19 protein-coding genes are annotated in these 22,920 nt (G+C 72.9%); 8 read left to right on the top strand and 11 right to left on the bottom strand.

Annotated features, from left to right (window positions below; all coding sequences use genetic code 11):
- The first annotated feature begins 262 nt into the window (after positions 1–262).
- Together ACZ4TO_RS26845 and ACZ4TO_RS26840 are read left to right on the top strand one after the other, a co-directional pair.
- Positions 263–2,488 carry an acetate--CoA ligase family protein gene (locus ACZ4TO_RS26845; protein WP_468025403.1) on the top strand — a complete coding sequence of 742 codons (2,226 nt, stop codon included), beginning with the start codon at positions 263–265 and terminating at the stop codon, positions 2,486–2,488.
- 37 nt (positions 2,489–2,525) lie between these two features.
- Positions 2,526–3,377: an enoyl-CoA hydratase/isomerase family protein gene (locus tag ACZ4TO_RS26840; protein WP_468025402.1), complete on the top strand. Its 852-nt coding sequence runs from the start codon at positions 2,526–2,528 to the stop codon at positions 3,375–3,377.
- A gap of 562 nt (positions 3,378–3,939) precedes the next feature.
- Here the strand turns inward: ACZ4TO_RS26840 and ACZ4TO_RS26835 are convergent.
- Positions 3,940–4,899 (bottom strand): hypothetical protein, encoded by a 960-nt coding sequence (locus ACZ4TO_RS26835; protein ID WP_468025401.1) that lies wholly within the window; start codon positions 4,897–4,899, stop codon positions 3,940–3,942.
- Between the two features lie 147 nt (positions 4,900–5,046).
- Here ACZ4TO_RS26835 and ACZ4TO_RS26830 point away from each other — a divergent pair, with 147 nt between their 5' ends.
- The gene (locus tag ACZ4TO_RS26830; RefSeq protein ID WP_382792861.1) at positions 5,047–5,661 is read left to right on the top strand and encodes a flavin reductase family protein; all 615 of its coding nucleotides are present in this window, start codon (positions 5,047–5,049) and stop codon (positions 5,659–5,661) included.
- Positions 5,662–5,709: 48 nt separating this feature from the next.
- On the opposite strand, the gene ACZ4TO_RS26825 is transcribed toward ACZ4TO_RS26830, so the two are convergent.
- On the bottom strand, positions 5,710–7,053 hold the full coding sequence (locus ACZ4TO_RS26825; RefSeq protein ID WP_382792858.1) for an MFS transporter: 1,344 nt from the start codon (positions 7,051–7,053) through the stop codon (positions 5,710–5,712).
- Between the two features lie 71 nt (positions 7,054–7,124).
- On the opposite strand from ACZ4TO_RS26825, the gene ACZ4TO_RS26820 reads away from it, so the two are divergent.
- Positions 7,125–8,126 carry a GlxA family transcriptional regulator gene (locus tag ACZ4TO_RS26820; protein WP_382792855.1) on the top strand — a complete coding sequence of 334 codons (1,002 nt, stop codon included), beginning with the start codon at positions 7,125–7,127 and terminating at the stop codon, positions 8,124–8,126.
- 160 nt (positions 8,127–8,286) lie between these two features.
- Here the strand turns inward: ACZ4TO_RS26820 and ACZ4TO_RS26815 are convergent, their stop codons facing one another.
- The 3 genes from ACZ4TO_RS26815 to ACZ4TO_RS26805 all read right to left on the bottom strand — a co-directional run bounded on the left by ACZ4TO_RS26815 (position 8,287) and on the right by ACZ4TO_RS26805 (position 11,529).
- Positions 8,287–9,336 (bottom strand): Zn-dependent alcohol dehydrogenase, encoded by a 1,050-nt coding sequence (locus ACZ4TO_RS26815; protein WP_382792852.1) that lies wholly within the window; start codon positions 9,334–9,336, stop codon positions 8,287–8,289.
- 64 nt (positions 9,337–9,400) lie between these two features.
- Positions 9,401–10,573, bottom strand: a complete 1,173-nt coding sequence (locus ACZ4TO_RS26810) for an acyl-CoA dehydrogenase family protein (RefSeq protein ID WP_468025400.1) — start codon at positions 10,571–10,573, stop codon at positions 9,401–9,403.
- A gap of 44 nt (positions 10,574–10,617) precedes the next feature.
- On the bottom strand, positions 10,618–11,529 hold the full coding sequence (locus tag ACZ4TO_RS26805; protein ID WP_467844926.1) for an SDR family NAD(P)-dependent oxidoreductase: 912 nt from the start codon (positions 11,527–11,529) through the stop codon (positions 10,618–10,620).
- 96 nt (positions 11,530–11,625) lie between these two features.
- On the opposite strand from ACZ4TO_RS26805, the gene ACZ4TO_RS26800 reads away from it, so the two are divergent.
- Entirely contained in the window at positions 11,626–12,561 is a 936-nt protein-coding gene (locus tag ACZ4TO_RS26800; protein ID WP_468025399.1) for a cyclase family protein, read from the top strand.
- A gap of 461 nt (positions 12,562–13,022) precedes the next feature.
- On the opposite strand, the gene ACZ4TO_RS26795 is transcribed toward ACZ4TO_RS26800, so the two are convergent.
- From ACZ4TO_RS26795 to ACZ4TO_RS26780, 4 genes are all read right to left on the bottom strand, one after another.
- On the bottom strand, positions 13,023–13,469 hold the full coding sequence (locus ACZ4TO_RS26795; protein ID WP_468025398.1) for an ATP-binding protein: 447 nt from the start codon (positions 13,467–13,469) through the stop codon (positions 13,023–13,025).
- A gap of 494 nt (positions 13,470–13,963) precedes the next feature.
- Complete coding sequence (locus ACZ4TO_RS26790; protein WP_468025397.1) at positions 13,964–14,896, bottom strand: acyl-CoA dehydrogenase family protein; 933 nt, start codon at positions 14,894–14,896, stop codon at positions 13,964–13,966.
- Between the two features lie 2 nt (positions 14,897–14,898).
- Positions 14,899–16,053: an acyl-CoA dehydrogenase gene (locus tag ACZ4TO_RS26785; RefSeq protein ID WP_467844933.1), complete on the bottom strand. Its 1,155-nt coding sequence runs from the start codon at positions 16,051–16,053 to the stop codon at positions 14,899–14,901.
- A complete protein-coding gene (locus ACZ4TO_RS26780; protein WP_468025396.1) occupies positions 16,053–17,240 on the bottom strand; it encodes an amidohydrolase family protein in 1,188 nt (395 codons plus the stop codon). Before ACZ4TO_RS26780 ends, ACZ4TO_RS26785 begins: the two co-directional genes overlap by 1 nt.
- 165 nt (positions 17,241–17,405) lie before the next feature.
- On the opposite strand from ACZ4TO_RS26780, the gene ACZ4TO_RS26775 reads away from it, so the two are divergent.
- Positions 17,406–18,938 (top strand): class I adenylate-forming enzyme family protein, encoded by a 1,533-nt coding sequence (locus tag ACZ4TO_RS26775; protein WP_385042408.1) that lies wholly within the window; start codon positions 17,406–17,408, stop codon positions 18,936–18,938.
- A 447-nt stretch (positions 18,939–19,385) separates the two neighbouring features.
- Here ACZ4TO_RS26775 and ACZ4TO_RS26770 read toward each other — a convergent pair whose 3' ends face one another.
- On the bottom strand, positions 19,386–19,898 hold the full coding sequence (locus ACZ4TO_RS26770; RefSeq protein WP_382792827.1) for an EF-hand domain-containing protein: 513 nt from the start codon (positions 19,896–19,898) through the stop codon (positions 19,386–19,388).
- 228 nt (positions 19,899–20,126) lie between these two features.
- The gene (locus ACZ4TO_RS26765; protein WP_382792824.1) at positions 20,127–20,516 is read right to left on the bottom strand and encodes an STAS domain-containing protein; all 390 of its coding nucleotides are present in this window, start codon (positions 20,514–20,516) and stop codon (positions 20,127–20,129) included.
- A gap of 400 nt (positions 20,517–20,916) precedes the next feature.
- Between ACZ4TO_RS26765 and ACZ4TO_RS26760 the strand changes: the two genes are divergently transcribed.
- Both ACZ4TO_RS26760 and ACZ4TO_RS26755 read left to right on the top strand, forming a co-directional pair.
- Positions 20,917–21,498 (top strand): sigma-70 family RNA polymerase sigma factor, encoded by a 582-nt coding sequence (locus ACZ4TO_RS26760; protein WP_382792821.1) that lies wholly within the window; start codon positions 20,917–20,919, stop codon positions 21,496–21,498.
- A 131-nt stretch (positions 21,499–21,629) separates the two neighbouring features.
- A complete protein-coding gene (locus ACZ4TO_RS26755; protein ID WP_468025555.1) occupies positions 21,630–22,916 on the top strand; it encodes a zf-HC2 domain-containing protein in 1,287 nt (428 codons plus the stop codon).
- Positions 22,917–22,920 lie beyond the last annotated feature (4 nt).

Here is a 22,920-nt window from a genome sequence, read left to right as displayed (position 1 = left end):
GTATGACGCGGGGGGGGAGATGACAAGCAAGTGCGGGTGAAAAGGGACGTCCACCCCCCACAAAACGAGGGGGGGGGGGGGCCCCCCCCCCCCCCCCCCCGACCCACCACCGGACGGGAACCGCGCCCGCGGTAGGCCGAGCCCCCCGCCGGGTACTCAACAGAAGCCCACCCCTGCACAACGGTTCCTGACACGGCGTCAGTTGCGTAATCTGACAGTGCGTCAGTTAACAATTGGCTGTCACACAGGAGCGGGCGGACCGATGCTTGGATCAACCCACGGCACCCTCACCACCGACTCCCGCCGGGCCAGGGTCATCGCCTGCGGCGAGCAGCCCTCCCCGGTCGTGCACGGACGCCCGGCCGAGGTCGACGACCTGGACGTCAGCGGTCGCCCGCTGTACGCCACCGTCCCCGACCTGGACCGCTTCTTCCGTCCCGAGTGCGTGGCCGTCATCGGCGCCTCGGACACCGAGGGACGGCCGAACACCGGGATCACCCGCCAGCTCATCGCCTGGGCCGAACGGGTCGGCGCCCGGCTCCACCCGGTCCACCCCACCCGCCGCACGGTCTTCGGCCTCCCGTGCCTCCCCTCCGTGGCGGACGTCCCGGAACAGGTGGACCTGGCGGTGCTCCTCGTCGCCGACCCCCTCCCCGTGATCGGGGAACTCACCGAGGCCAAGGTGAAGTTCGCCGTCGCGTTCGCGTCCGGCTTCGCCGAGACGGGAACCGAGGGCGCCGCCGCGCAGACCCGCCTCGCCGCCGCCGTGCACGGCTCCGGCCTGCGCCTGCTCGGCCCCAACACCAACCTCAACGCGTTCGAGCACTTCCGCGACGACCTCGACGGCCCCGCGGTCGCCCTCATCACCCAGTCCGGCCACCAGGGCCGGCCGGTGTTCGCGATGCAGCAACTGGGAGTCCGCCTGTCCCACTGGGCACCCACGGGCAACGAGGCCGACCTGGAGACCGCGGACTTCATCTCCTACTTCTCCGAGCGCCCCGAGGTCGGCGCCATCGCCTGCTACGTCGAGGGACTCAAGGACGGCCGCTCGTTCCTGCTCGCCGCCGACCGCGCCGCCCGCCGCAAGGTGCCCGTCGTCGCGGTGAAGGTCGGCCGCACCGAGACCGGCGCCCGCACCGCCGCCTCGCACACCGGCAAGCTGACCGGCGCCGACGCGGTGGTGGACGCGGCGATGCGGCAGTTCGGCGTGATCCGCGTGGACGGACTCGACGAACTCCAGGACACCGCGGCCCTGTTGGCGCGGGCTCGCGCACCCCGGGCCGACGGGGTCGTGGTCTATTCGATCTCGGGCGGCACGGGCGCGCACTTCGCGGACCTGGCCAGCGAGGCGGGCCTGGACCTGCCCGTCCTCTCGGAGGCCAAACAGGCCGAACTGCACACCTGGATACCGGACTACCTGAACGTCGCGAACCCGGTCGACAACGGCGGGCACCCGGTCGGCGACTGGCGCGGCCGGAAGATCATCGACGCGATCCTCGCCGATCCGGCCGTCGGCGTCCTGATCTGCCCGATCACCGGGCCCTTCCCGCCGATGAGCGACAAGCTGGCGCAGGACCTGGTGGACGCCGCTGAGCAGACGGACAAGCTGGTGTGCGTGGTGTGGGGATCGCCGGTCGGCACGGAGGCCGCGTACCGCGAGACGCTGCTCGGCTCGTCCCGGGTCGCCACGTTCCGTACGTTCGCGAACTGCATCACCGCCGTCCGCGCCCACCTCGACCACGCGCGGTTCACCGCGGCCTACCGCTCGCCCTTCGACGAGGCCCCGCGCACCCCGTCGCCGTCCTTCCGCAAGGCACAGGCCCTGATGCGCCCGGGCCAGCAACTCAGCGAGCACGGCGCCAAACAGTTGCTGCGGGCGTACGGGATCCGCGTGCCGCGCGAGCAGTTGGTGACCAGCGCGGCGGCGGCCGTCCGGGCGGCGAGCCAGGTCGGCTACCCGGTGGTCATGAAGGCCTCCGGCGCGCAGATCGCCCACAAGACCGAACTCGGCCTGGTCAAGATCGGGCTGACCTCCGCCAGTCAGGTCCGCGACGCCTATCGCGAGCTGACCGACATCGCCCGCTACGAGGGCATCTCGCTCGACGGGGTGCTCGTGTGCCAGATGGTCGAGCGGGGTGTGGAGATGGTCGTCGGCGTCACGCACGACCAGCTCTTCGGGCCGACCGTCACCGTCGGGCTCGGCGGGGTCCTCGTCGAGGTCCTGCAAGACTTCGCCGTGCGGGTGCCGCCCTTCGGCGACGACCAGGCGCGCGCCATGCTGTCCGAACTGCGCGGACGGGCCCTGCTCGACGGGGTCCGCGGGGGCCCGCCGGTGGACGTGGACGCGCTGGTCGAGGTCGTGATCCGGGTCCAGCGGATGGCGCTCGAACTGGGCGACGAGATCGCGGAGCTGGACATCAATCCCCTGATGGTGCTGCCCCGGGGTCAGGGCGCCGTCGCCCTGGACGCGCTGGTGCTGTGCCGCTGACCCAGACCTTCCGACCCGCACGCAACGGAGCACCCTCATGACCGACTCCCCCCGTGCACCCCACCAACCGTCCGAACCCCCCGCGCCATCCGAAAAGCCGCTCGACTCATCGATACGCCGCACCACCGACAACGCCGTCTCGTGGATCACCCTCGACCGGCCCGAGGCGATGAACGCGCTCACCTGGGACCAGCGGGAGCGCGTGATCGAGCTGCTCGCGGCGTCGTCGGCCGACCCCGAGGTGCGGGCCGTGGTCCTCACCGCCACCGGCCGCGGCTTCTGCGCCGGAGCGGATCTACGCGGCGGTCCGCCCGCCGGGGAGCGGGTGCCCGGCGACGTCGCCCGCATGATCCGGCAGGGCGCGCAACGCCTGATCGCCGCCGTCCTCGACTGCGAGAAGCCGGTGATCGCGGCGGTGAACGGCACGGCGGCCGGGATCGGCGCGCACCTCGCCTTCGCGTGCGACCTCGTCCTCGCGGCCGAACCGGCCCGGTTCATCGAGGTGTTCGCGCGGCGCGGCCTCGTACCGGACGGCGGCGGGGCTTATCTGCTGCCCCGCCTCGTCGGCCCGCAGCGGGCCAAGGAGCTGATGTTCTTCGGGGACGCGCTGAGCGCGGCGGACGCCGAGCGGATCGGGCTCGTCAACAGGGTCGTACCGGCTGAGGAGTTGGAGAAGACGGCACGGGCCTGGGCCGAGCGGCTGGCCGCCGGGCCCACTCGGGCGCTGGCGCTCACCAAGCAGCTCGTCAACGCGTCCCTCGACTCCGACCGCGCCACCGCCTTCGCGGCGGAGGCCGCGGCGCAGGAGATCAACATGACGACGGCGGACGCCAACGAGGGCGTGGCGAGCTTCGTCGAACGCCGTAGCCCCCGCTTCAAGGGCCGCTGACGCACCGAACCCGGCGGGAACGGGGCCGGAGGCCCGGGTTCGGCCCCGGGTTCGGCCGGTGGGTGGGTCGGGGCCGTGCCGGTGCATCAGCCCGTCGCCGTTGGGCGGAGATGTGGGCGTCGGTGGCGACGGCCATTGATGTACCGGCACGGCCCCTCGCGCGCGTGGCCGGGTGCGGGTGATTCGTGGTGGCTGCGGGCACCGCCGTACCGGCATGGCCCCCTCGCGTGCGTCGCCGGGTGCGGGTGCATCGTGGTGGCTACGGGCAACGCCGTACCGGCATGGCCCCCTCGCGTGCGTCGCCGGGTGCGGGTGCATCGTGGTGGCTACGGGCAACGCCGTACCGGCATGGCCCCCTTCCGTGCGTGGCCGGGTGCGGGTGGTTCGTGGTGGCTGCGGGCATCGGTGTACCGGCATGGGCCCCCTCGCGTGCGTCGCCGGGTGCGGGTGCATCGTGGTGGCTACGGGCATCGCCGTACCGGCACGGTCCCCTTCCGTGCGTCGCCGGGTGCGGGTGGTTCGTCGTGGCTGCGGGCATCGGTGTACGGCACGGGGGTTCGAGTCAGCCCCGTCGCAATATGCGTAGATCCCCCGCGTCAGGGTCGCCGAACAGGACGAACAGCTCCGGGTGGGCCTCGGTGCCGCCGATGGTCCAGTAGGTGTCGTGGCCGCAGTCGCCGACGCGGACGACGACGCCGTCGCGCCGCTCGGAGTCGGGCCCGTCGGCGTACGGGTCGTAGCGGCCGGCGGTGTCGAGGAACCACGTACCCGCGCCGTCGCAGCGCGTGAACTCCTTGGTGGTCACGTCCCCGAACTCGGGCTGGGCGGGCACGGACGAGAGCTCGGCCCTGCCCCCGGCCCGCAGCCGCAGCACCGCCCCGTGATCGCCGCGCCAGACGCCGGTGAGCCGGTCGGCGCCGAGCTTCGGGGGCTCGTACTCGTGGATGAGCCCCGTGGCCAGTCCCACCGTGCCGGCAGCGACGACGAGGACGCAGGCCCCGAGGGCGGCGAGCGCCGAGCGGAACCAGACGCGGTCCGGCGGTCGTCCGCCGGCCCGTTCGCGCCGCCGCGCCCCGGCGGCCGCCAGGACGGGCGGAACACCGGACACGGTGAGCAGCAGGGCCTCGGTGCTGGTGGGACGGAGACCGAGGAGGACCGCGAGCGCGGTCCAGAAGGCGCCGAGCAGCAGGACGAAGCCCAGGTGCCAGGCACCCTCGGGGCCGGGTGCGCGACGGCGCGCGAGACGGGCGAGCGTGGCCGCCGGCATCGTGAACGTCACCGTGTGCAGCAGACCCAGAGCCGCGAGCAGGGGCGGCCCGAAGACCATCACGCACAGCAACCCGACGGCGGCGAGACCGCCGCCGAGGCCCGCCCCGTGGTCGTCGTCGTCGAACGTGCCGACCCACCAGACGGCGGCGGCGACCGCGAACTGCGCCGCGCAGACCGCCGCGGCGAGGTTCACCTCCGCGCCGGTCCATGCCGACCGGGACAGCCTGGGCCTCCCGGAGTTCGCCGACCTCATGAGGCGAAAAGATACGCGGGCGAAACACCCCGCCCCGCGACGGGGGCTGCACCGCCGGTTGCCCCACCCGCCGGGCCGTCCGCCGTGAGCCCCGCTCTCGCGCACCCCTTCCTATCTGACACTCCGTCAGCTTCAATAGTGGATGTGATGGGACACGCAGGGATGGCGGCCGCCGCCGTCCGCTACCTCAGGTCGGCCGGGGCCCCCACCGTCGCGGGGCCCGTCGAGGCGTTGCCGCGCCCGGATCTGCGCGCGGTCCGCGAGGACGAGCGGGCGCCGGTGGATCCGGCCCGGTTCCGTCACGTACTGGGCCACTTCGCGACCGGCGTGACCGTAGTGACGGCGCCCGCGGCCAACGCCGGGGATCCGGCGGGCCCGGCCGGCTTCGCCTGCCAGTCGTTCGCCTCGCTCTCCCTCGACCCTCCGCTGATCTGCTTCATGGTCGGCCGTACGTCCACGACATGGCCGCGTATAGCCCGCGCCGGCGTCTTCTGCGTCAACGTGCTCGGCGCGCACCAGGGCGACCTGTGCCGCGGCTTCGCGGTGAGCGGCGCCGACAAGTTCGCCGGAGTCGCCCACGACGCCGCTCCGGTGTCGGGATCCCCCCGCCTCGCGGGCGCCGCGGCCTGGATCGACTGCACGATCCACGCGGTGCACACGGGCGGGGACCACCTCATCGTGGTGGGCCGGGTGGACGCCCTGGGCGCGAGCGACGACGACGTGCCGCCCCTGCTCTTCCACAAGGGCCGCTTCCTCACCTGAGGCCACTGGCCCGAGGCCTGTCACGCGGGGCCCGTCACCCGAGGCCCGTCACGCGGTGGCCGGTCCCACCACCGGCGCCGCCGATGCCGCCGATGCCCCCGGACGACGCCGGCGGATGACCAGGGCCATCAACGCGGCCGCCGCGCACAACGCGCCCGAGGCGTACCAGACGACGTCGTACGAGCCGAAGCGGTCGCGGGCGACACCGCCGAGGAAGGCGACGAGCGCGGCGCCGACCTGGTGGGAGGCGAGGACCCAGCCGAAGACGATGGCGCTGTCCTCGCCGTACTGCTCACGGCACAGGGCCAGGGTGGGCGGGACGGTGGCGACCCAGTCGAGGCCGTAGAAGACGATGAAGAAGATCATCGGCGGGTGCACGGACGGGGCGAGCAGCATCGGGAGGAACAGCAGCGAGATGCCGCGCAGGGCGTAGTACACCGCCAGCAGGCGGCGCGGCTCGAAGCGGTCGGTGAACCAGCCCGAGGCGACGGTGCCGATCACGTCGAAGACGCCGATGACCGCGAGGAGCGAGGCGGCGGCGGTGATGGGCATGCCGTGGTCGTGGGCGGCGGGCACGAAGTGGGTCTGGACGAGCCCGTTGGTCGAGGCGCCGCAGATGGCGAAGGTCCCGGCCAGCAGCCAGAAGGGGCCGGTGCGGACGGCGGAGAACAGGACGGTCACCGCGCGCCGGGCGGCACCGCGGACCGGTTCGGGCTTGGGCACGAACTCCTTCGCCCCGTACGGCATCTGGCCCACGTCGGCCGGGTGGTCGCGCAGCAGCAGCCAGACGAAGGGGACGACCGCGAGGGCGGCGAGGGAGACGGTCACCGCGGCCGGACGCCAGTCGTGCTCGGTGACGATCCAGGACAGCAGCGGCAGGAAGATGAGCTGGCCGGAGGCCGAGGCCGCCGTCAGGATGCCGGTGACCAGACCCTTGCGCTCGGTGAACCAGCGGTTGGTGACGGTGGCCGCGAAGGCGAGGGCCATCGAGCCGGACCCCAGACCGACCAGCAGGCCCCAGCACAGCAGCAGTTGCCAGGCCGCCGTCATCCAGACCGTCAGCCCGGAGCCGACCGCGATCACGGTCAGGGCGACCGCCACCACGCGGCGGATGCCGAAGCGGTCCATGAGCGCGGCCGCGAACGGCGCCGTGAGCCCGTAGAGCGCGAGGTTGATCGAGACCGCGGCGCCGATCGTGCCGCGCGACCAGTCGAACTCCTCGTGCAGCGGGTCGATCAGCAGTCCGGGAAGCGACCGGAAGGCGGCCGCGCCGATGATCGTCACGAAGGTGACGGCGGCGACGAACCAGGCACGGTGGATGCGGTGGGAGGGGGCGGGGCGGACGGGCCGGGAGTCCTCCGGGGCCTGCGCGGCTTCGGTTGTCTGGGTCACGCCCTAGAGCTTCGGGGAACGGACAAGGACGAACCACTGGCCCGAGAGACAGCATTCGTTAGGATCGGGCCATGGCTCTCCCGGATACGCCGCCTCCGCACCGCGTGGTCGTCCTCGCCCTCGACGGTCTGCTGCCCTTCGAGCTGGGCATCCCGCAGCGCATCTTCGGCAAGGCGCGGGACGCGGAGGGGCGCCCGCTCTACGAGGTCGTCACCTGCTCGGTCCGGCCGCCGGGCCCGGTCGAGACGGACGCGGACTTCTCGGTCCTCGTCGGCAACGGGCCCGAGGCGCTGGCCGGCGCCGACACGGTCGTCGTCCCGGCCTCGTACGAGCTCGGCCCCGTGCAGCAGGAGGGCATCCTGACGCCGGAGCTGGCGGCCGCCCTCGCGCACATCCGCCCCGGCACGCGTCTGGTCTCCATCTGCACCGGCAGCTACGTCCTCGCGGCCGCCGGCTATCTCGACGGCCGCCCCGCCACCACGCACTGGATGCACGCCGAGCACTTCCAGCGCCTCTTCCCGAGGATCAGCGTCGACGCGGACGTGCTGTTCGTCGACGACGGAGACGTCCTCACCTCGGCCGGGGTCGCGGCCGGGATCGACCTGTGCCTGCATCTCGTGCGCCGCGACCACGGCGCCGCGGTCGCCAACGAGGTGGCCCGCCGGACCGTCGTACCGCCGCACCGCGACGGCGGACAGGCGCAGTACATCCGGCGCCCGGTCCCGGAGGCGCGCTCGGCCGGCACGACCGCCGCCCGCGCCTGGGCGCTGGGCCGCCTCCACGAGCCGATCCAGTTGCGCGACATGGCCGAGCAGGAGTCCATGTCGGTGCGCACCTTCACCCGGCGCTTCCGCGAGGAGGTCGGGGTCAGCCCCGGCCAGTGGCTCACACAGCAGCGCGTGGAGCACGCCCGCCATCTCCTGGAGTCCAGCGACCTGTCCATCGACCACGTGGCCCGCGACGCCGGCTTCGGCACGGCCCAGTCGATGCGCCAGCACCTCCAGGCGACCCTCGGCGTCACCCCGACCACCTACCGCCGCACCTTCAGATCCGGCACCCCCGCCGACCACTGACCACCGGGCGGGCGGCCCCCGGACGGGCGGCCCCCGCCCCGTCGACACCTCCCCGCGCCAGGGGCCCGGACGTCGGCCCCGGACCCCTGGCCACCTCCCCGCGCCAGGGGGTCCCCGGATGCCCGGCCCCGGACCCACCCCCCTCCCGCGCGAGGGTGTCCTAGAACGTCAGCACCGCCCGCGCCACCTTCCCCGCGTGCGCGTCCTCCGCCGCCCGCTCGAAGTCCTCGACGGGATACGTCGCGGTCACCAACTCGTCCAGGAGCAGGCGGCCTTCGCGGTAGAGCTCGGCGTACAGGGCGATGTCCCGCTGGGGCCGGGACGAGCCGTAGCGGCAGCCGAGGATGGACTTGTCGAGGTACATCGAGGAGACCAGGAAGGACGCCTCGGCCGTCGCCGGGGGGACGCCGAGCAGGACGGCCTGGCCGTGCCGGTCGAGCAGGTCGATCGCCTGGCGGACGAGTTCGACGCGGCCGACGCATTCGAAGGCGTGCTGGGCGCCGGTGGGCAGGATGTCCTTCACGCCGTCCACCGAGGTCAGGAAGTGCGTCGCGCCGAACTGCCGGGCCACGGACTCCTTGGCCGGATTGGAGTCGACGGCGACGATCCGCAGCGCGCCCGCGAGCCGGGCGCCCTGGAGGACGTTGAGTCCGATGCCGCCGGTGCCGATGACCAGGACGGTGTCGCCACGGTCGACCCGGGCCCGGTTCAGCACCGCTCCGACCCCCGTCAGGACCCCGCAGCCGATCAGCGCGGCCGAGGTGAGCGGGATGTCCTTCGGGATCCGGACCGCCTGCACCGCCTTCACCACCGTGCGTTCCGCGAAGGCGGAGTTGGCGGCGAACTGGTGGAGCGGCTCGCCCGAGCGCGCGAACGGCCGCTGCGGCATACCGATCGCCTTGCGGCACATCGTGGGCCGCCCCCGGTCGCACTCGGCGCAGGTCCCGCAGTTGGCGAGAGTGGACAGCGCCACATGGTCGCCGGGCTCGACATGGGTGACGCCCACGCCCACGGACTCCACCACGCCCGCGCCCTCATGGCCGAGCACCACGGGAACGGGGAAGGGGATGGTGCCGTCCACCACGGACAGATCGCTGTGGCAGAGCCCCGCAGCGGAGATCGCCACCCGCACCTCCCCGGGTCCCGGGTCCCGTACCTCCAGGTCGTCCACGACCCGGGTCCTTCTCCCGTCGAAGATCACGCCTCGCATCGCGCCGGCTCCCCTCTCCCCGGGCCGCCCCGGGCTGTTCCTGGGCTGTTGGTTCCGGGGCCGGTCAGGGCCGGCCCCGGGGCTCCTTCGGCAGGCCGAGCGCGCGCTCGGCGATGATCGTGCGCTGGATCTCGTCCGAGCCGCCGTAGATCGTGTCGGCCCGGCTGAACAGGAACAGGTGCTGGGAGGCGTCCAGTTCGTAGGGCAGCGCGGCGGACCAGTCCCGCGGACCCACCGCCCCCGCGGCCCCCCGCACCTGGACGGCCACCTCACCGAGCCGCCGGTGCCAGCCGCCCCACAGCAGCTTGGCCGCACTGGGCGCGCCCGGTCCGCCGGGACTCCCCGGACCGCCCAGGGTGCGCAGGGCGTTCCACCGCATCGCGCGCAGCTCGGCCCACAGCCGTACGAGCCGGTCGCGTACGACGGGATCCCCGGCCGCTCCCGTGGCGAGGGCCGTGCGCAGTACGCGCCCCAACTCCTCGGCGAAGCCGATCTGCTGGGCGAGGGTGGAGACCCCGCGCTCGAAGCCGAGCAGGCTCATGGCGACCTTCCAGCCCTCGCCCTCGCCGCCGACCACGTGCCCGGCCCGCGCCACCGCCCCGTCGAAGAACACCTCGTTGAAGTCGCTCGTGCCGGTGAGCTGGCGGATCGGACGGACCTCGATCCGGCCGGGCTGGTCCATGGGGACGAGGAGGAAGGACAGGCCGTGGTGGCGGGTGGACCCCGGTTCGGTGCGGGCGAGCACGAAGCACCAGTCGGCCTCGTGGGCGAGCGAGGTCCAGATCTTCTGTCCGGTGATGCGGTACACCCCGGAGGGCCCGGCCCCCGTGTCCCGTACGGCGGTCGTGCGGACGCCGGCCAGGTCCGAGCCGGCGCCGGGCTCGCTGTACCCCTGGCACCACAGTTCCCGGCCCTCGGCGACCGGCGGCAGGAAGCGGCGCTTCTGTTCCGGGGTGCCGTGCGCGATGAGCGTCGGTGCCAGCAGGTTCTCGCCGATGTGCCCGGAGCGGGCGGGCGCCCCGGAGCGGGCGTACTCCTCGGCCCACACGACCTGCCGGGTCAGGTCCGCGCGCCGGTTGCCGTACCCGTCCTCCGCCCAGCCGAGTCCGATCCAGCCGGCCTTCCCCAGTTCCCGCTCCCAGTCGCGGCGCCCGGGAGAGCCGTCCAGATGCTCCTCCAGCCAGGCCCGCGCCTCGCGCCGGAAGGCCTCGTCCTCGGGACCGAATGCGAAATCCACGCGCTCTCCTCCCCTCCGGACCGGGACACCCGGGCCGGGAACGGTCACGCGTTGGGGCGCGCCTTGTCCGCGGCCGCCCTTGCCATCGCCTCCAGTTGCTCCAGCAGCGGCATCGGATCGACGCCGACGGTCCCGGGCAGGAAGTCGGCGATCCTCTCCGGGGTCCAGGCGCCCTCGGCGTATCCGGCGCGCAGTTCGCGGGGCTGGGCCCATACGGCGATCTTGGGGCCGGCGATCGTGTAGACCTGCCCGGTGATGCGTTCCGCGCGGGCCCGCTCCGACAGGAGGTAGACCACGAGCGCGGCCACGTCCTCCGGTTCGCCGATCTCCTTGAGCTCCATCGGTACGTTCGCCGACATGCGCGTACGGGCGACGGGCGCGACGGCGTTGGCGGTGACCCCGTACTTGTGCAGACCGAGGGCGGCGCTGCGCACCAGCGAGATGATCCCGCCCTTGGCGGCGCTGTAGTTGGCCTGCGCCACGGACCCCTGGTGGTTGCCGCTGGTGAAGCCGATCAGGGTGCCCGAGCCCTGTTTACGCATCACCGCCGAGGCGGCGCGGAAGAGCGTGAACGTGCCCTTGAGATGGGTGGCGACGACCGGGTCCCACTCCTGTTCGGACATGTTGAAGAGCATCCGTTCGCGCAGGATGCCGGCGACGCACACCACTCCGTCGATCCGTCCGTACGAGGCGAGCGCGGTGTCGACGACACGCTGCCCGCCCGCCATCGTCGAGATGTCGTCGGCGACCGCGACGGCCTCCCCGCCGGCCGCCTCGATCTCCTTGACGACGGCCTCGGCGACCGAACTCGTGGGCTCGCCGCCCTCGACGGACACGCCGTAGTCGTTCACGACGACGCGCGCGCCCTCGGCGGCCGCGGCGAGGGCGACCGCCCGGCCTATCCCCCGGCCCGCGCCCGTGACGGCGACGGCCTTGCCCGCAAGGAAGTTCCCCATGCCCGGCCCCTTCCCGCAGTTTCTGACGGTCCGTTAGATTCAACTCGGATTCTACGACCCGTCAGATACCTGGAGACAAGCCCCCGGGGAGGACTCATGTCGCAGCCGGCGCTCAGTCCGGAGTTCCACGAGATCGCCAAGCGCGTCAACAACTGGGGGCGCTGGGGCGCCGACGACGAGATCGGGACACTGAACCTCATCACGGACGAGGTGGTGCGGGAGGCCGCCGCGACGGTACGGACGGGGCTCCGGGTGCCGCTCGCCCTGCCGCTCCAGCAGGACGGCGTGCAGACCGGGATGATCCCGGGGCGGGTCAATCCGCTGCACGCGATGGTGCAGATCAACCAGGAGATCTTCGGCCCCGGCACGGTGGCGTGCAGCGACGACGCGGTGACCATGGGCCTTCAGGCGGGCACCCACTGGGACGCGCTGCCGCACGTCTCGCACTCCGGCAGGCTCTACAACGGACGCCCCGCCTCCACCGTCACCCCGCACGGCGGCGCCGAGTTCAGCGGGATCGACAAGCCGCGGCACATCGTCTCGCGGGGCGTCCTGCTCGACGTGGCGCGGGCGCGCGGTGAGCACCGGCTGGCCGGCGGGCACGCCGTGACCCCCGAAGACCTGGAGGCGGCGGAGGAGTTGGCGGGGACTCGGGTGCGGGCGGGCGACATCGTGCTCGTACGGACCGGTCAGATCCAGGTGTACCTGGCGGGCGACAAGCACGGGTACGGGTATCCGTCGCCCGGTCTGTCGGTGCGCACCCCCGAGTGGTTCCACGCGCGCGATGTCGCGGCGGTCGCCAACGACACCCTGACCTTCGAGATCTTCCCGCCCGAGATCGAGGACCTGTGGCTGCCCGTGCACGCGCTCGACCTCGTCGAGATGGGGATGCTGCAGGGCCAGAACTGGAATCTCGAAGAGTTGTCCACAGCCTGTGGACAAGAAGGCCGGTACGCGTTCCTGCTGTCGGCGATGCCGGAACCGTTCGTCGGCGGCACCGGCACACCGGTGGCACCCGTCGCGATCCTCTGACGTCCGGCCGGCGCGAGAGCGGTCCGGGGCCTGCCGCACGAGGGCCGACTGGCGGCGCGCTTCCCCCACTCTCGACTGCGCCCGGCCGAAGGTCCCCACCTCACCCCGGGCACGGCACCGCGCGCCGCCATCCGCCTCCGGCGTACCCGCCCTGCCTCCCCTGGCCGTGGGGGAGCCGACGCCGAATCACGACCCACACTCGCCGAGGGCCCCCGTCACCGGAACCCTCGTCGTCCCCTCGCGGCGAATCGCTGAACACAAGCGTGATCAAACGGACACGCCACGTCAACAGTCGATCGGGGATTTGCGGTGTTCCACCCTATTTGAGACAGCGCGTACGGAAGCACGACCCGGCGCATTCGGCCACGACCGCGGCCGTGTACAGCGGTTTCGTGCATACATGCACGAAACGCGAGACGCACGCACGAAACGCGAGACGCATGCCCGGGAGACGGGGCGGCCTAGACCGCCTCGTACGCGAAGCCGCCGTAGGCGCCGTACGGGGAGTCCTGCGCGGCGCCCGCGGCGCACCGGTCCAGTTCGCACCAGATGCGTTTGCCGGCGCCCTCGGGATTCCAGCCCCAGCGGTCCGCGAGGCCGTCGACGAGTTCCAGGCCGCGGCCGTTGGTCTCGTCGCCGTCCGCGTGGCGGGGCATCGGCGGGCGGGCGCTGGAGTCGGCTACCTCGAGACGCACCGTGGCGGCTCCGGCACCACCCGGCAGACACAGGCGCAGCACGGCCGGACACCCGGTGTGCACCACGGCGTTGGTGACGAGCTCGGAGACCAGCAGGATCAGCGTCTCGGCGAGTGGTTCATCGGCGTCTATCCCGGACCCCGCGAGCCTCGAACGGGCCCACCGCCGGGCTCGCCCCACCTCTGCGGGGTCGGGCCGGATCTCCAGCTGCACTTGAAGCACCTGCACCGCTCACACCATCCGAACCGGCGGACACATCGCCTCGCGCCTCACAAGGGCCACGATCGTAGCCATTTTCTGCATGGCCAGAACAAGGATCACGGAACGTGATTCCCTTGCGAGACAGCATGGTTGACGTACAGTCACCCCAACAAGCGCTTCGGGCATATTCCAGCGCGAAGGAGTACGCGTGCGGCATACTGTGCGACGCTCGCCACGGGGAGTCGAACAGGCAGGTGCGGGGGTCCGCCCTGCCCCACGAGCGGCGCGCATCGCCGGGTCCGGCGCGGCCTCGGGGGCAACACCGGGATGGCTCAGCCTCAGAACCACTCGCATCCCACACAAGGTACCGGAGCCCGGCGCCGACTCCAGGCCGTGACAAGTCACGCCTAGGACACAACCAGGTCTCAACGCTCCGTGATCCCGGTTTGCCACGATCCGCGACATCCGCCCGCGTTCCTCCCGCGACACCCCAGGACAGCGGCCCTCTACGCCTCGGCGGACACCAGATCGTCCGCCAGCTCCTCCTCACTTTGCGTAGCGCCGCCGGCACGATGTGTCCGCGTCCAGGCCCTCTTCAGGTGCAGATGGACGTCGGACTCCCAGGTGAAGCCCATGCCGCCGTGCACCTGGAGGCAGTCGCGGGCACCGCGCACGGCGGCCTCGTCGGCGAGCAGACGGGCGGCCGCGACATCGGCCGGGTCGGCGGTGACCGCGGCGGCGTAGACGGCCACGCGGGCCGTCTCGACCCGCGCGAGCATGCCCGCGCACAGATGCTGCACCGCCTGGAAGGCGCCGATCGGCTGCCCGAACTGCTCGCGCGTCCGGGCGTGTTGCACGGCGGTCTCGCAGGTCCGGGCGGCGCTGCCGAGCTGTTCGGCGGCGGTCAGGAGCGACACGAGCAGCCGGTCCGGCGTCGGGGCGGTCCCGGGTGCGCCGCGCCCGGGAGGCCGGGCGCCGGTCCCGGGCAGCCGGTGCAGGGGCGTCAGCGGGTCCACCGGGTCCAGCGGCTCGGCCCCGGCGGCGTCGCCCCGCACGACGTCGGCCTCGTCCAGCCATTCCACGAGCCCCCCGTCGGCGCGGGTCACGACCACCTCCCCGGCGGCCGCTCCGGGCACGGCGCCCGCGGCGAGATGGGTGGCGATCAGCGGTCCCGGCAGCAGGACCCGCCCCGCCTCCTCGAAGGCCAGCACGGCCTCCGGGAGGCCCTGCCCGACGCCGCCCGCGGCCTCGGGAAGGCGCAGCGCGAAGAACCCGGCGGCGCCCAGCTCGCGCCACAGCCCCCGGTCGAGCACCCGGGCGCCCTTCTCGTCCGCCCGCTCCACGGCCGCGCGCAGCGCCTCCCGCCCGAACCGGCCTTCGAGCAGGTCGCGTACGCCCTGCCGCAGAGCCCGTTGATCAGCCGTCAGCCGGAAGTCCACGGTCACCTCCCCCTGGGAAGGCCGAGGATCCGCTCGGCCACGATGTTCCGCTGGATCTGCGAGGTGCCGGCCGCGATCGTGTACGACAGGGACGAGAGCCGGTCCAGCGTCCACTCCCGTCCCAGGTCCAGGGCCTCGGGGCCGAGGACCTCCGCGGCGGCGTCGAACAGTTCCTGGCGGGCGTGCGAATAGCCGAGCTTGAAGACCGAACCGCCGACGCCGGGCACTCCCCCGGTGCCCTGCGCCTCGCTGACGTTCCACTGGGTGAGCCGCCACAGCGCGCGGAACTCGGCGTTGAGCCTGCCCAGGCGGCGGCGCACGACGGCGTCGTCCCAGCGGCCGTTCTTGCGCGCCTCACGGGCGATCTCGGCCAGGACGCGGCGGCAGGCGACCACTTCGCCGACGAAGGCGGTGCCGCGCTCGTAGGAGAGCGTCACCATGGTCACGCGCCAGCCGTCGTTCTCGGCGCCGACCCGGTTGGCGACCGGGACTCGCACCTCGTCGAGGAAGACCTCCGCGAACTCGGTGGAACCCGCGAGCGTCCGCAGCGGGCGGACGGTGATGCCGGGCGCGTCCATCGGCATGGCGAGCCAGGTGATGCCCCGGTGCCTGCGCTCGGCGGGGTCGGTGCGCACGAGCAGTTCGCACCAGTCGGCCACCTCGGCGTGGGAGGTCCAGATCTTGGACCCGCTGACCACGTAGTCGTCGCCGTCGCGCCGGGCGCGCGTGCGCAGCGAGGCGAGGTCGGAGCCCGCGTCGGGTTCGCTGAAGCCCTGGCACCAGACCTCGTCGCCGCGCAGCACGGGCGGCAGCCAGCGCGCCCGCTGCTCCGCGCTCCCCTCGGAGGCGATGGTCGGCCCGGCGTGCAGCAGCCCGACGAAGTTGGCCCCCACGTAGGGGGCGCCCGCCTTCTCGGTCTCCTCCAGGTAGATGAGGTGCTGGGTCGGCGTGGCCCCGCGGCCGCCCGCGTCGACGGGCCAGTGCAGGCCCGCGTACCCGGCGTCGTACAGCATCCGCTGCCAGCCGAGGTCGTAGGCCCGTCGCGCGGGCCAGTCGCGGGGGGACGGTTTCGGCGGCAGCGTCGGCAGGACCGAGGCGAGCCAGGTCCGCAGGCGGGCGCGGAACTCCTCCTCCTCGGGGGTGTACGTCAGGTCCACTACAGGTCCAGGTCCAGCATGCGGATGGCGTTGCCCCGCATGAGCTTGTGGACGGTCTCGTCGTCGAGGCCCTTCACGTGGTCGAGGGCGACCTCCTTGGTGTGCGGGAAGGTCGAGTCGACGTGCGGGTAGTCGGTCTCGAAGGTGGCGTTGTCGCGGCCCACCACGTCCAGGGACGCCACTCCGTGCTTGTCGCGGAAGAAGCAGCAGAAGATCTGGCGGTAGTAGTACGTCGACGGGGGCTCCGGGATCAGGTCCTTGACCCCGCCCCAGGCGCGGTGCTCCGACCAGACGTCGTCGGCGCGCTCCAGGGCGTACGGGATCCAGCCCATCTGGCCTTCGGAGTAGGCGAGTTTGAGGCGCGGGAACTTCACCAGGACGCCGCTGAACAGGAAGTCCATCATGGAGGCCATCGCGTTGTTGAAGGACAGCGAGGCCTGGACGGCGGGGGGTGCGTCGGGGGACGCGGCCGGCATCTGGGAGGACGAGCCGATGTGCATGTTCACGACCGTCCCGGTCTCCTGGCAGACCGCGAAGAACGGGTCCCAGTAGCCGGAGTGGATGGAGGGCAGTCCCAGGTGGGTGGGGATCTCGGAGAAGGTGACGGCCTTCACGCCCCGGACGGCGTTGCGGCGGATCTCGGCGACGGCGAGGTCGATGTCCCACAGCGGGATCAGGCACAGCGGGATCAGCCGGCCGGCGCTGTCGCCGCACCATTCCTCGACCATCCAGTCGTTGTACGCCCGCACGCAGGCCAGGGCGACCTCCTTGTCGTGGGCCTCGGCGAAGGTCTGGCCGCAGAACCGCGGGAAGGTGGGGAAGCAGAGGCTGGCCTCGACGTGGTTGAGGTCCATGTCCTTGAGCCGCTCGGCGGGGTCCCAGCAGCCGCGCCGCATCTCCGCGCGGGTGATGCCCTCCAGCGTCATCTCGTCGCGGTCGAAGCCGACGGCGGCGATGTTGCGCTTGTACGGGAACGAGAGGTCCTCGTAGATCCACCAGTCGGTCGGCGGGCCGTCCGGGTCCATGGTGATCCGGTACTTGCCCCCGACGTAGGCGAGTTCGCCGATGCCGGCAGTGAGCGGCTTCGGTCCCCGGTCGTGGTACTTGCGCGGCAGCCAGGTCTCGAAGAGGTGCGCGGGCTCGATCACATGGTCGTCGACGCTGATGATGCGGGGCAGTTCGGTCATGGTCCCCTCCGCCTGGCGTACGTTTCTGATGACCCGTCAGATTCAACTCCACAAGCAGGCTAGCCCCGCGCCTATGGACCGACAAGGCGCCGGGCCCTACGCTCTGCCCACGATCTGACTGACCGTCAGTTGCCGGGTCGAAGAGAACGACCACAGGGGGTCGAAGTGAACGACACCGCACACGCCCTGAGCTCCGCGCGCACGCTGTGGGAACTGGTCGACCGCCGGGCCGGCCTCACCCCCGACCGGCCCGTCCTGCTCCAGGGCGACCGCTCCCTGAGCTTCGGCGAGCTGCGCGACCGCGCCGAGCGGGTGGCGGCGGGACTCCACGACAGGGGCGTGCGGCCGGGCACGGTGGTCGCCTGGCAGTTGCCGACCCGGATCGAGACCGCCCTGCTGTCCTTCGCGCTGGCCCGTATCGGCGCCGTGCAGTCGCCGGTCATCCCCTTCTACCGCGACCGCGAGGTCGGCTTCGCGCTGCGGGAGTCGAAGGCCGAGTACGTCGCCGTGCCGGGCGAGTGGCGCGGCTTCGACCACACCGCGATGGCCCACCGGCTCGACGCGAAGAACGTCTTCGAGGCCTACGACACGCTGCCCGACGGCGATCCCGCCGTCCTTCCGCCCCCGCCCGCCGACGGAACCTCCGTCCGCTGGATCTACTGGACCTCGGGCACCACCTCCGACCCCAAGGGCGTGCTGCACACGGACCGTTCACTGATCGCGGGCGGCTCCTGCCTCGCCCACGCGCTGCGGCTGTCCGAGGACGACGTCGGCTCGATGGCCTTCCCGTACGCGCACATCGCCGGGCCCGACTACACGGTGATGCTGCTGCTGTACGGGTTCCCGGCGGTGATGTTCGAGCACTTCGCGCTGCCGGACGCGCTCGCGGAGTACCGCAGGCACGGCGTGACGGTGGCGGGTGGGTCGACCGCGTTCTACTCGATGTTCCTGGCCGAACAGCGCAAGCGGCCCGGGGAGCCGGTGATCCCCACGCTGCGGCTGCTCGCGGGCGGCGGGGCCCCGAAGCCGCCCGAGGTCTACCACTCGGTCGTCCGGGAGATGGGCGTGCAGCTCACCCACGGGTACGGGATGACCGAGGTCCCGATGATCACGATGGGCGCGCCGGACGACACGGCCGAGAACCTGGCCACCACGGAGGGCAGGCCCCCCGAGGGCATGGAGATACGGATCGTGGACGCGGCGGGCGCCGCCCGGCCGTGCGGGGTCGACGGCGACGTGCGGCTGCGCGGGGAGGCCGTGTGCCAGGGGTATCTGGACCCGGCGCAGACCGCGGAGGCGTTCGACGGGGACGGGTTCCTGATCACCGGGGACGTGGGGCATCTGACCGGGAGCGGTCATCTCGTCCTGACCGGCCGGGTCAAGGACATCATCATCCGCAAGGGCGAGAACATCTCCGCGAAGGAGATCGAGGATCTGCTGCACCGGCACCCGGCGGTCGGCGACGCCGCCGTGATCGGACTGCCCGACGCCGAGCGCGGGGAGCGCGTGTGCGCGGTGGTGGAGCAGCCGCCGGGTGCGCCGGAGCTGACGCTGGTCGCGGTGACGTCGTATCTGCGCGCGGAAGGGCTGTCCGTGCACAAGCTGCCGGAGCAACTGGAGGTGGTGGACGCCCTTCCGCGCAACGAGACGCTGCGGAAGGTACTCAAGTACCGGCTCAGGGACCGCTTCTCGGGGTGATCCCCCAACGCGGGCCCAGTCCGGCACGCCCGGCAGGTCCGGCTGGCCTGGCCGACCCGGCTGACCCGGCTGACCCGGCAGGTCCGGCAGGCCAGGCAGGTCCGGCAGGCCAGGCAGGTCCGGCAGGCCAGGCAGGTCCGGCAGGCCAGGCAGGCCAGGCAGGCCAGGCAGGTCCGGCAGGTCCGGCAGGCCAGGCAGGTCCGGCAGGCCAGGCAGGTCCGGCAGGTCCGACTGACCTGGCCGACCAGGCTGACCCGGCGGGTCCGGCAGGCCCGGCTTACCCGGCCGACCCGGCAGGTCCGGCAGGTCCGGCAGGTCCGGCAGGTCCGGCGAGTCCGGCTGCCCCGACTGCCCCGACTATCCCGGCTGACCCGGCTGGACCGGTGTGTCCGGCTGACCCGGCTGACCCGGCTGACCCGGTGTGCCCGGCTGAGCCGGCCGGGTCGGCTACTCCGGCACCGTGAAGTAGCGGGCGAAGCCGGTCACGATCTCCGGTTCGCCGATCCGTCCGTCGGCGTCCGTGTCCAGGGCGGCGGCCACGCCGGTGGCGAGGGTCTCGCCCACTCCCAGCGCCCCGAGGACGCGAGTGACCTCGCCGACCGTGGCCGCGCCGTCCCCGTCGGCGTCCGCCACGGCGAGGGCCGCGTGCAGGAAGGGACGGGCGATCTCGGCGAACCGGTCGGGGTTGTCGCGCAGCCGCTTCACGGCGCCGCTCACGAACTCCTCGCGCGTGATCCGCTGGTCTCCGTCACGGTCCGCTATCCCGGCCATCCCCTGCCAGAACGCCTCGGCCCCGATGTAGAGGGCCTGCCCCTTGTCCGACCGGGCGGTCGTGCCGAACTCGGCGAGCAGGGCCTTGGCCGCGGCGTTGAAGTCCTCCCGGTCGATGTAGCCGTTGCCGTCCTGGTCGAAGCCGGCGAACCGGGCGGCGATCCTGCGCTCGTACTCGGAACTGACCATGGTGTGTTCGGACCGCCTCACTACTCAGCCGGCCGCGGCCGGACTGCGGTTCATCTGGGACGGAGCGTACGACGACGGAACCGTCCGGGGGGCCGGAAAGCGACGGTTGTACCAAGACCGCAAGAATTCCGAGACAAGGGAAAGGGGCCGAAAAGGGACGGGAGGAGGGCGCGAAGGGGGCGGGAAGCGGCCGTCTCCGGGCCGTGCCGGGCGATCACGACCGAACCCTCAGGCCGACAGCGGGCGGGACTCCTCGTCCGTGGCCGCGTCGACGTCCGGGTACACGTCGAAGAGCCGGCGCACGCCGAGGGCCCCGAGGACGCGGTTCACATGGGAGCCGTCGACCGCGCCCCGCGCGGGCAGGATCAGACGCAGCCGCCCGCGGCACGAGCGCATGAGACGGCGGGCGGCGATCAGGACGCCGACCCCGCTGGAGTCGCAGAACACGACCTCGGACAGATCCAGGACGATGCTGTGCCGGCCCGCGGCCACCACGTCGTGGACGCTCTGCCGCAGCCCCGGCGACGTCACGAGATCGAGTTCGCCCGACACCCGCAGCACGGCCCACTCGCCGTCGGTCACGTCGGTCACGTGCGTCACTTCGAGCGTCACCGCCACGCCTTTCGCTCGCCTCGCCCAGCAGAAACGGAAGCACTCCGTACGCTTCCTTCCAGCGCGGCTGCCCCGCCGTAGTTCCATGAAACACGGATCCCGCCAGGAAGAAACGTCTGTCTACGGTCGAAAATGCTTCACGATGGTTCTCTTTCGGTCGCATACGACCAGTTGCGGTCAGGTGCGGGGCCGGAAAGGGCGCGCCTCTACCATCCACAGCCCGCCCAGGGGCGCACATTGACGCAAAGGGGCGTGCGGCGACGGACGTGCCGACTACATTCAAGACAGCGGACGCGCCCAGGCTGGACGGCAGCACCGCATGGCCGGCCAGGGACAGGGGACACGGCCGGTACACGGGCCGGACGCGGGAACGCGCACCGGGCACGACCAGGGGTGAGGGGGCCGTATGGCGACGCAGGACGCACCGCCCCGCTGGGACCGCAAGATGCAGCAGCGGCTCTCGCGCGGGGAGGCCGCCGCGCTCGGCGAGCTCTACGACCGGTTCGCCTCGCTCGTGCACGGCCTCGCCCATCGCGTGCTCGGGGACGAGCGGGCCGCCGACGGGATCACCCGCGAGGTCTTCACCCACGTCTGGGAGAACCCCGACGCCTACGACCCGAAGCAGGGCCCGCTGCGCTCCTGGGTCGCCACCCTGACCCACCGCCTGGCCGTGCAGCGTCTGCGCGCCACCGAGGCCGCCGCCCTCGCCCGCGACGGCGACGGCAGCGCCGAGGAACTGGAGCGCAAGGTGCGCAGCGCGTCCGTCGCCGCGCGCGCGGACTACATCGTCACGTCCATGCCCACCCCGCTGCGGACCGCCCTGGAACTGGCGTACTTCCAGCGCCGCGACTACCGCCAGGCGGCCGCCGACCTCGGCGTCACCGAGGACGAGGCCCGCCGCCGGCTGCGCCTCGGCCTCCAGTTGCTGTCCACCGCCCACGACGCCGGGCCGGCCGGCACCCCGCCGGAACCCGGGGGTGCGCGGTGAGCGAGGAACCCGGCCGGTTCGTGCCGCCCGACGACGAGGAGGGCCGCGCGGGCGGGTACGAGGACGGTCACGGGGACAGGCACGGGAAGACGAACGAGAACGACGCGAACGACGAGGACGGGCACAGCGGCATGCACGAGGACGCGCACGACGACGCCGACGGCGGTGGCGCCGGGCCGCGGCCGGGCGGGCCGCCGCGCATACCGCCGCCCCGCGCCTCCGTGGAGGACACCGGACTGCCGCTGCCCGAACCGGCCGGCACCCCGGCACCGCCGGTCCTCGAACACCGGGTCCTGAAGTCGCTGCTGGGCGCCTGGGCGCTGGCCGCCTGCTCGGCGGACGAGACGAACGCCGTCGAGGAGCACCTCGGGAACTGCGGCTCGTGCGCGGAGGAGGCGCTGCGGCTGCGCGAGGCGGTCGGCCTGCTGCACCCGGCGGAGAGCCTCGACCTGGACCCCACGCTGCGCACCCGCGTCCTGACGAGTTGCCTGGACCGGCGCCCGCCGCGCATCCCGGTACCCGAGTGGGCCGCCCCGTACGACGCGGAGACCGCGCGTCTCGACGCCCTGCTCCAGGACATCGGCGGTTCCGAATGGCACGCCCCCGTGCGGCTGCGCTGGTTCGAGGGCGACGGGCCCGTGAGCCGTCGTACGACCGTCGCCGGGGTCATCGCCCATCTGCTGAGCGTCGACGGACTGGTCGCCGTCGCGCTGGGTCTGGACGACCCGGTCGGCACGGCGGGAGCGGAGCGGCCGACACCGCAGGAGCGCACCGAGACGTACTGGCGTTCCTCGCGCGTCCCGCCCACCCGGTCCGTGCGCGCCCCCTGGCGGGAGCAGAGCCACGACATCGTCCGGAGCGTGTCGTTCGTGGAGGAGGGCGCCCCGGCCGCGGGCGGGGTCGCGGGCGGGGAGGCCTCCGGGCGGCTCACCGTGGCGTACGGCGGTTTCGAACTGCCGCTCAGCGACGCGATGCTGGACCGGGCCTTCGAGTGCTGGGTGCACGCGGGGGACATCGCCGACGCGGTGGACTACCCGTACGAGCCGCCCGCTCCCCGGCATCTGCACCGGATGATCGACCTGGCCGCGCGGATGCTGCCCGTCTCCCTCGCCGAGCGGCGCCGGGCCGGGCTGTCGGCCCGGTCGGTCCGGCACCTCGTCACGGCCGGCGCTCCCGGACGCAGTCTGCGCCTGGAGATCGAGGGCTCCGGGGGCGGTGAGTGGCTCATCCCGCTCGACTCGCCCGGCGCCGTCGGCTCCGCCGACCACGAGGTGGCCCATGTCGCGCTGGACGGCGTCGAGTTCTGCCGCCTGGCCGCGGGCCACGTCTCTCCGGAGGAGGCGGCCGCCGGACAGGACGGCGACCGTGACGTCATCAGGGACGTCCTGTCCGCGGCGGCCTCGCTGAGCCGGATGTAGTCCC

The sequence above is a fragment of the Streptomyces sp. NPDC028298 genome, from assembly GCF_055565895.1.
The sequence above is the reverse complement of the archived record's forward strand: the minus strand, read 5'-3'. Positions and strand labels throughout refer to the sequence as shown.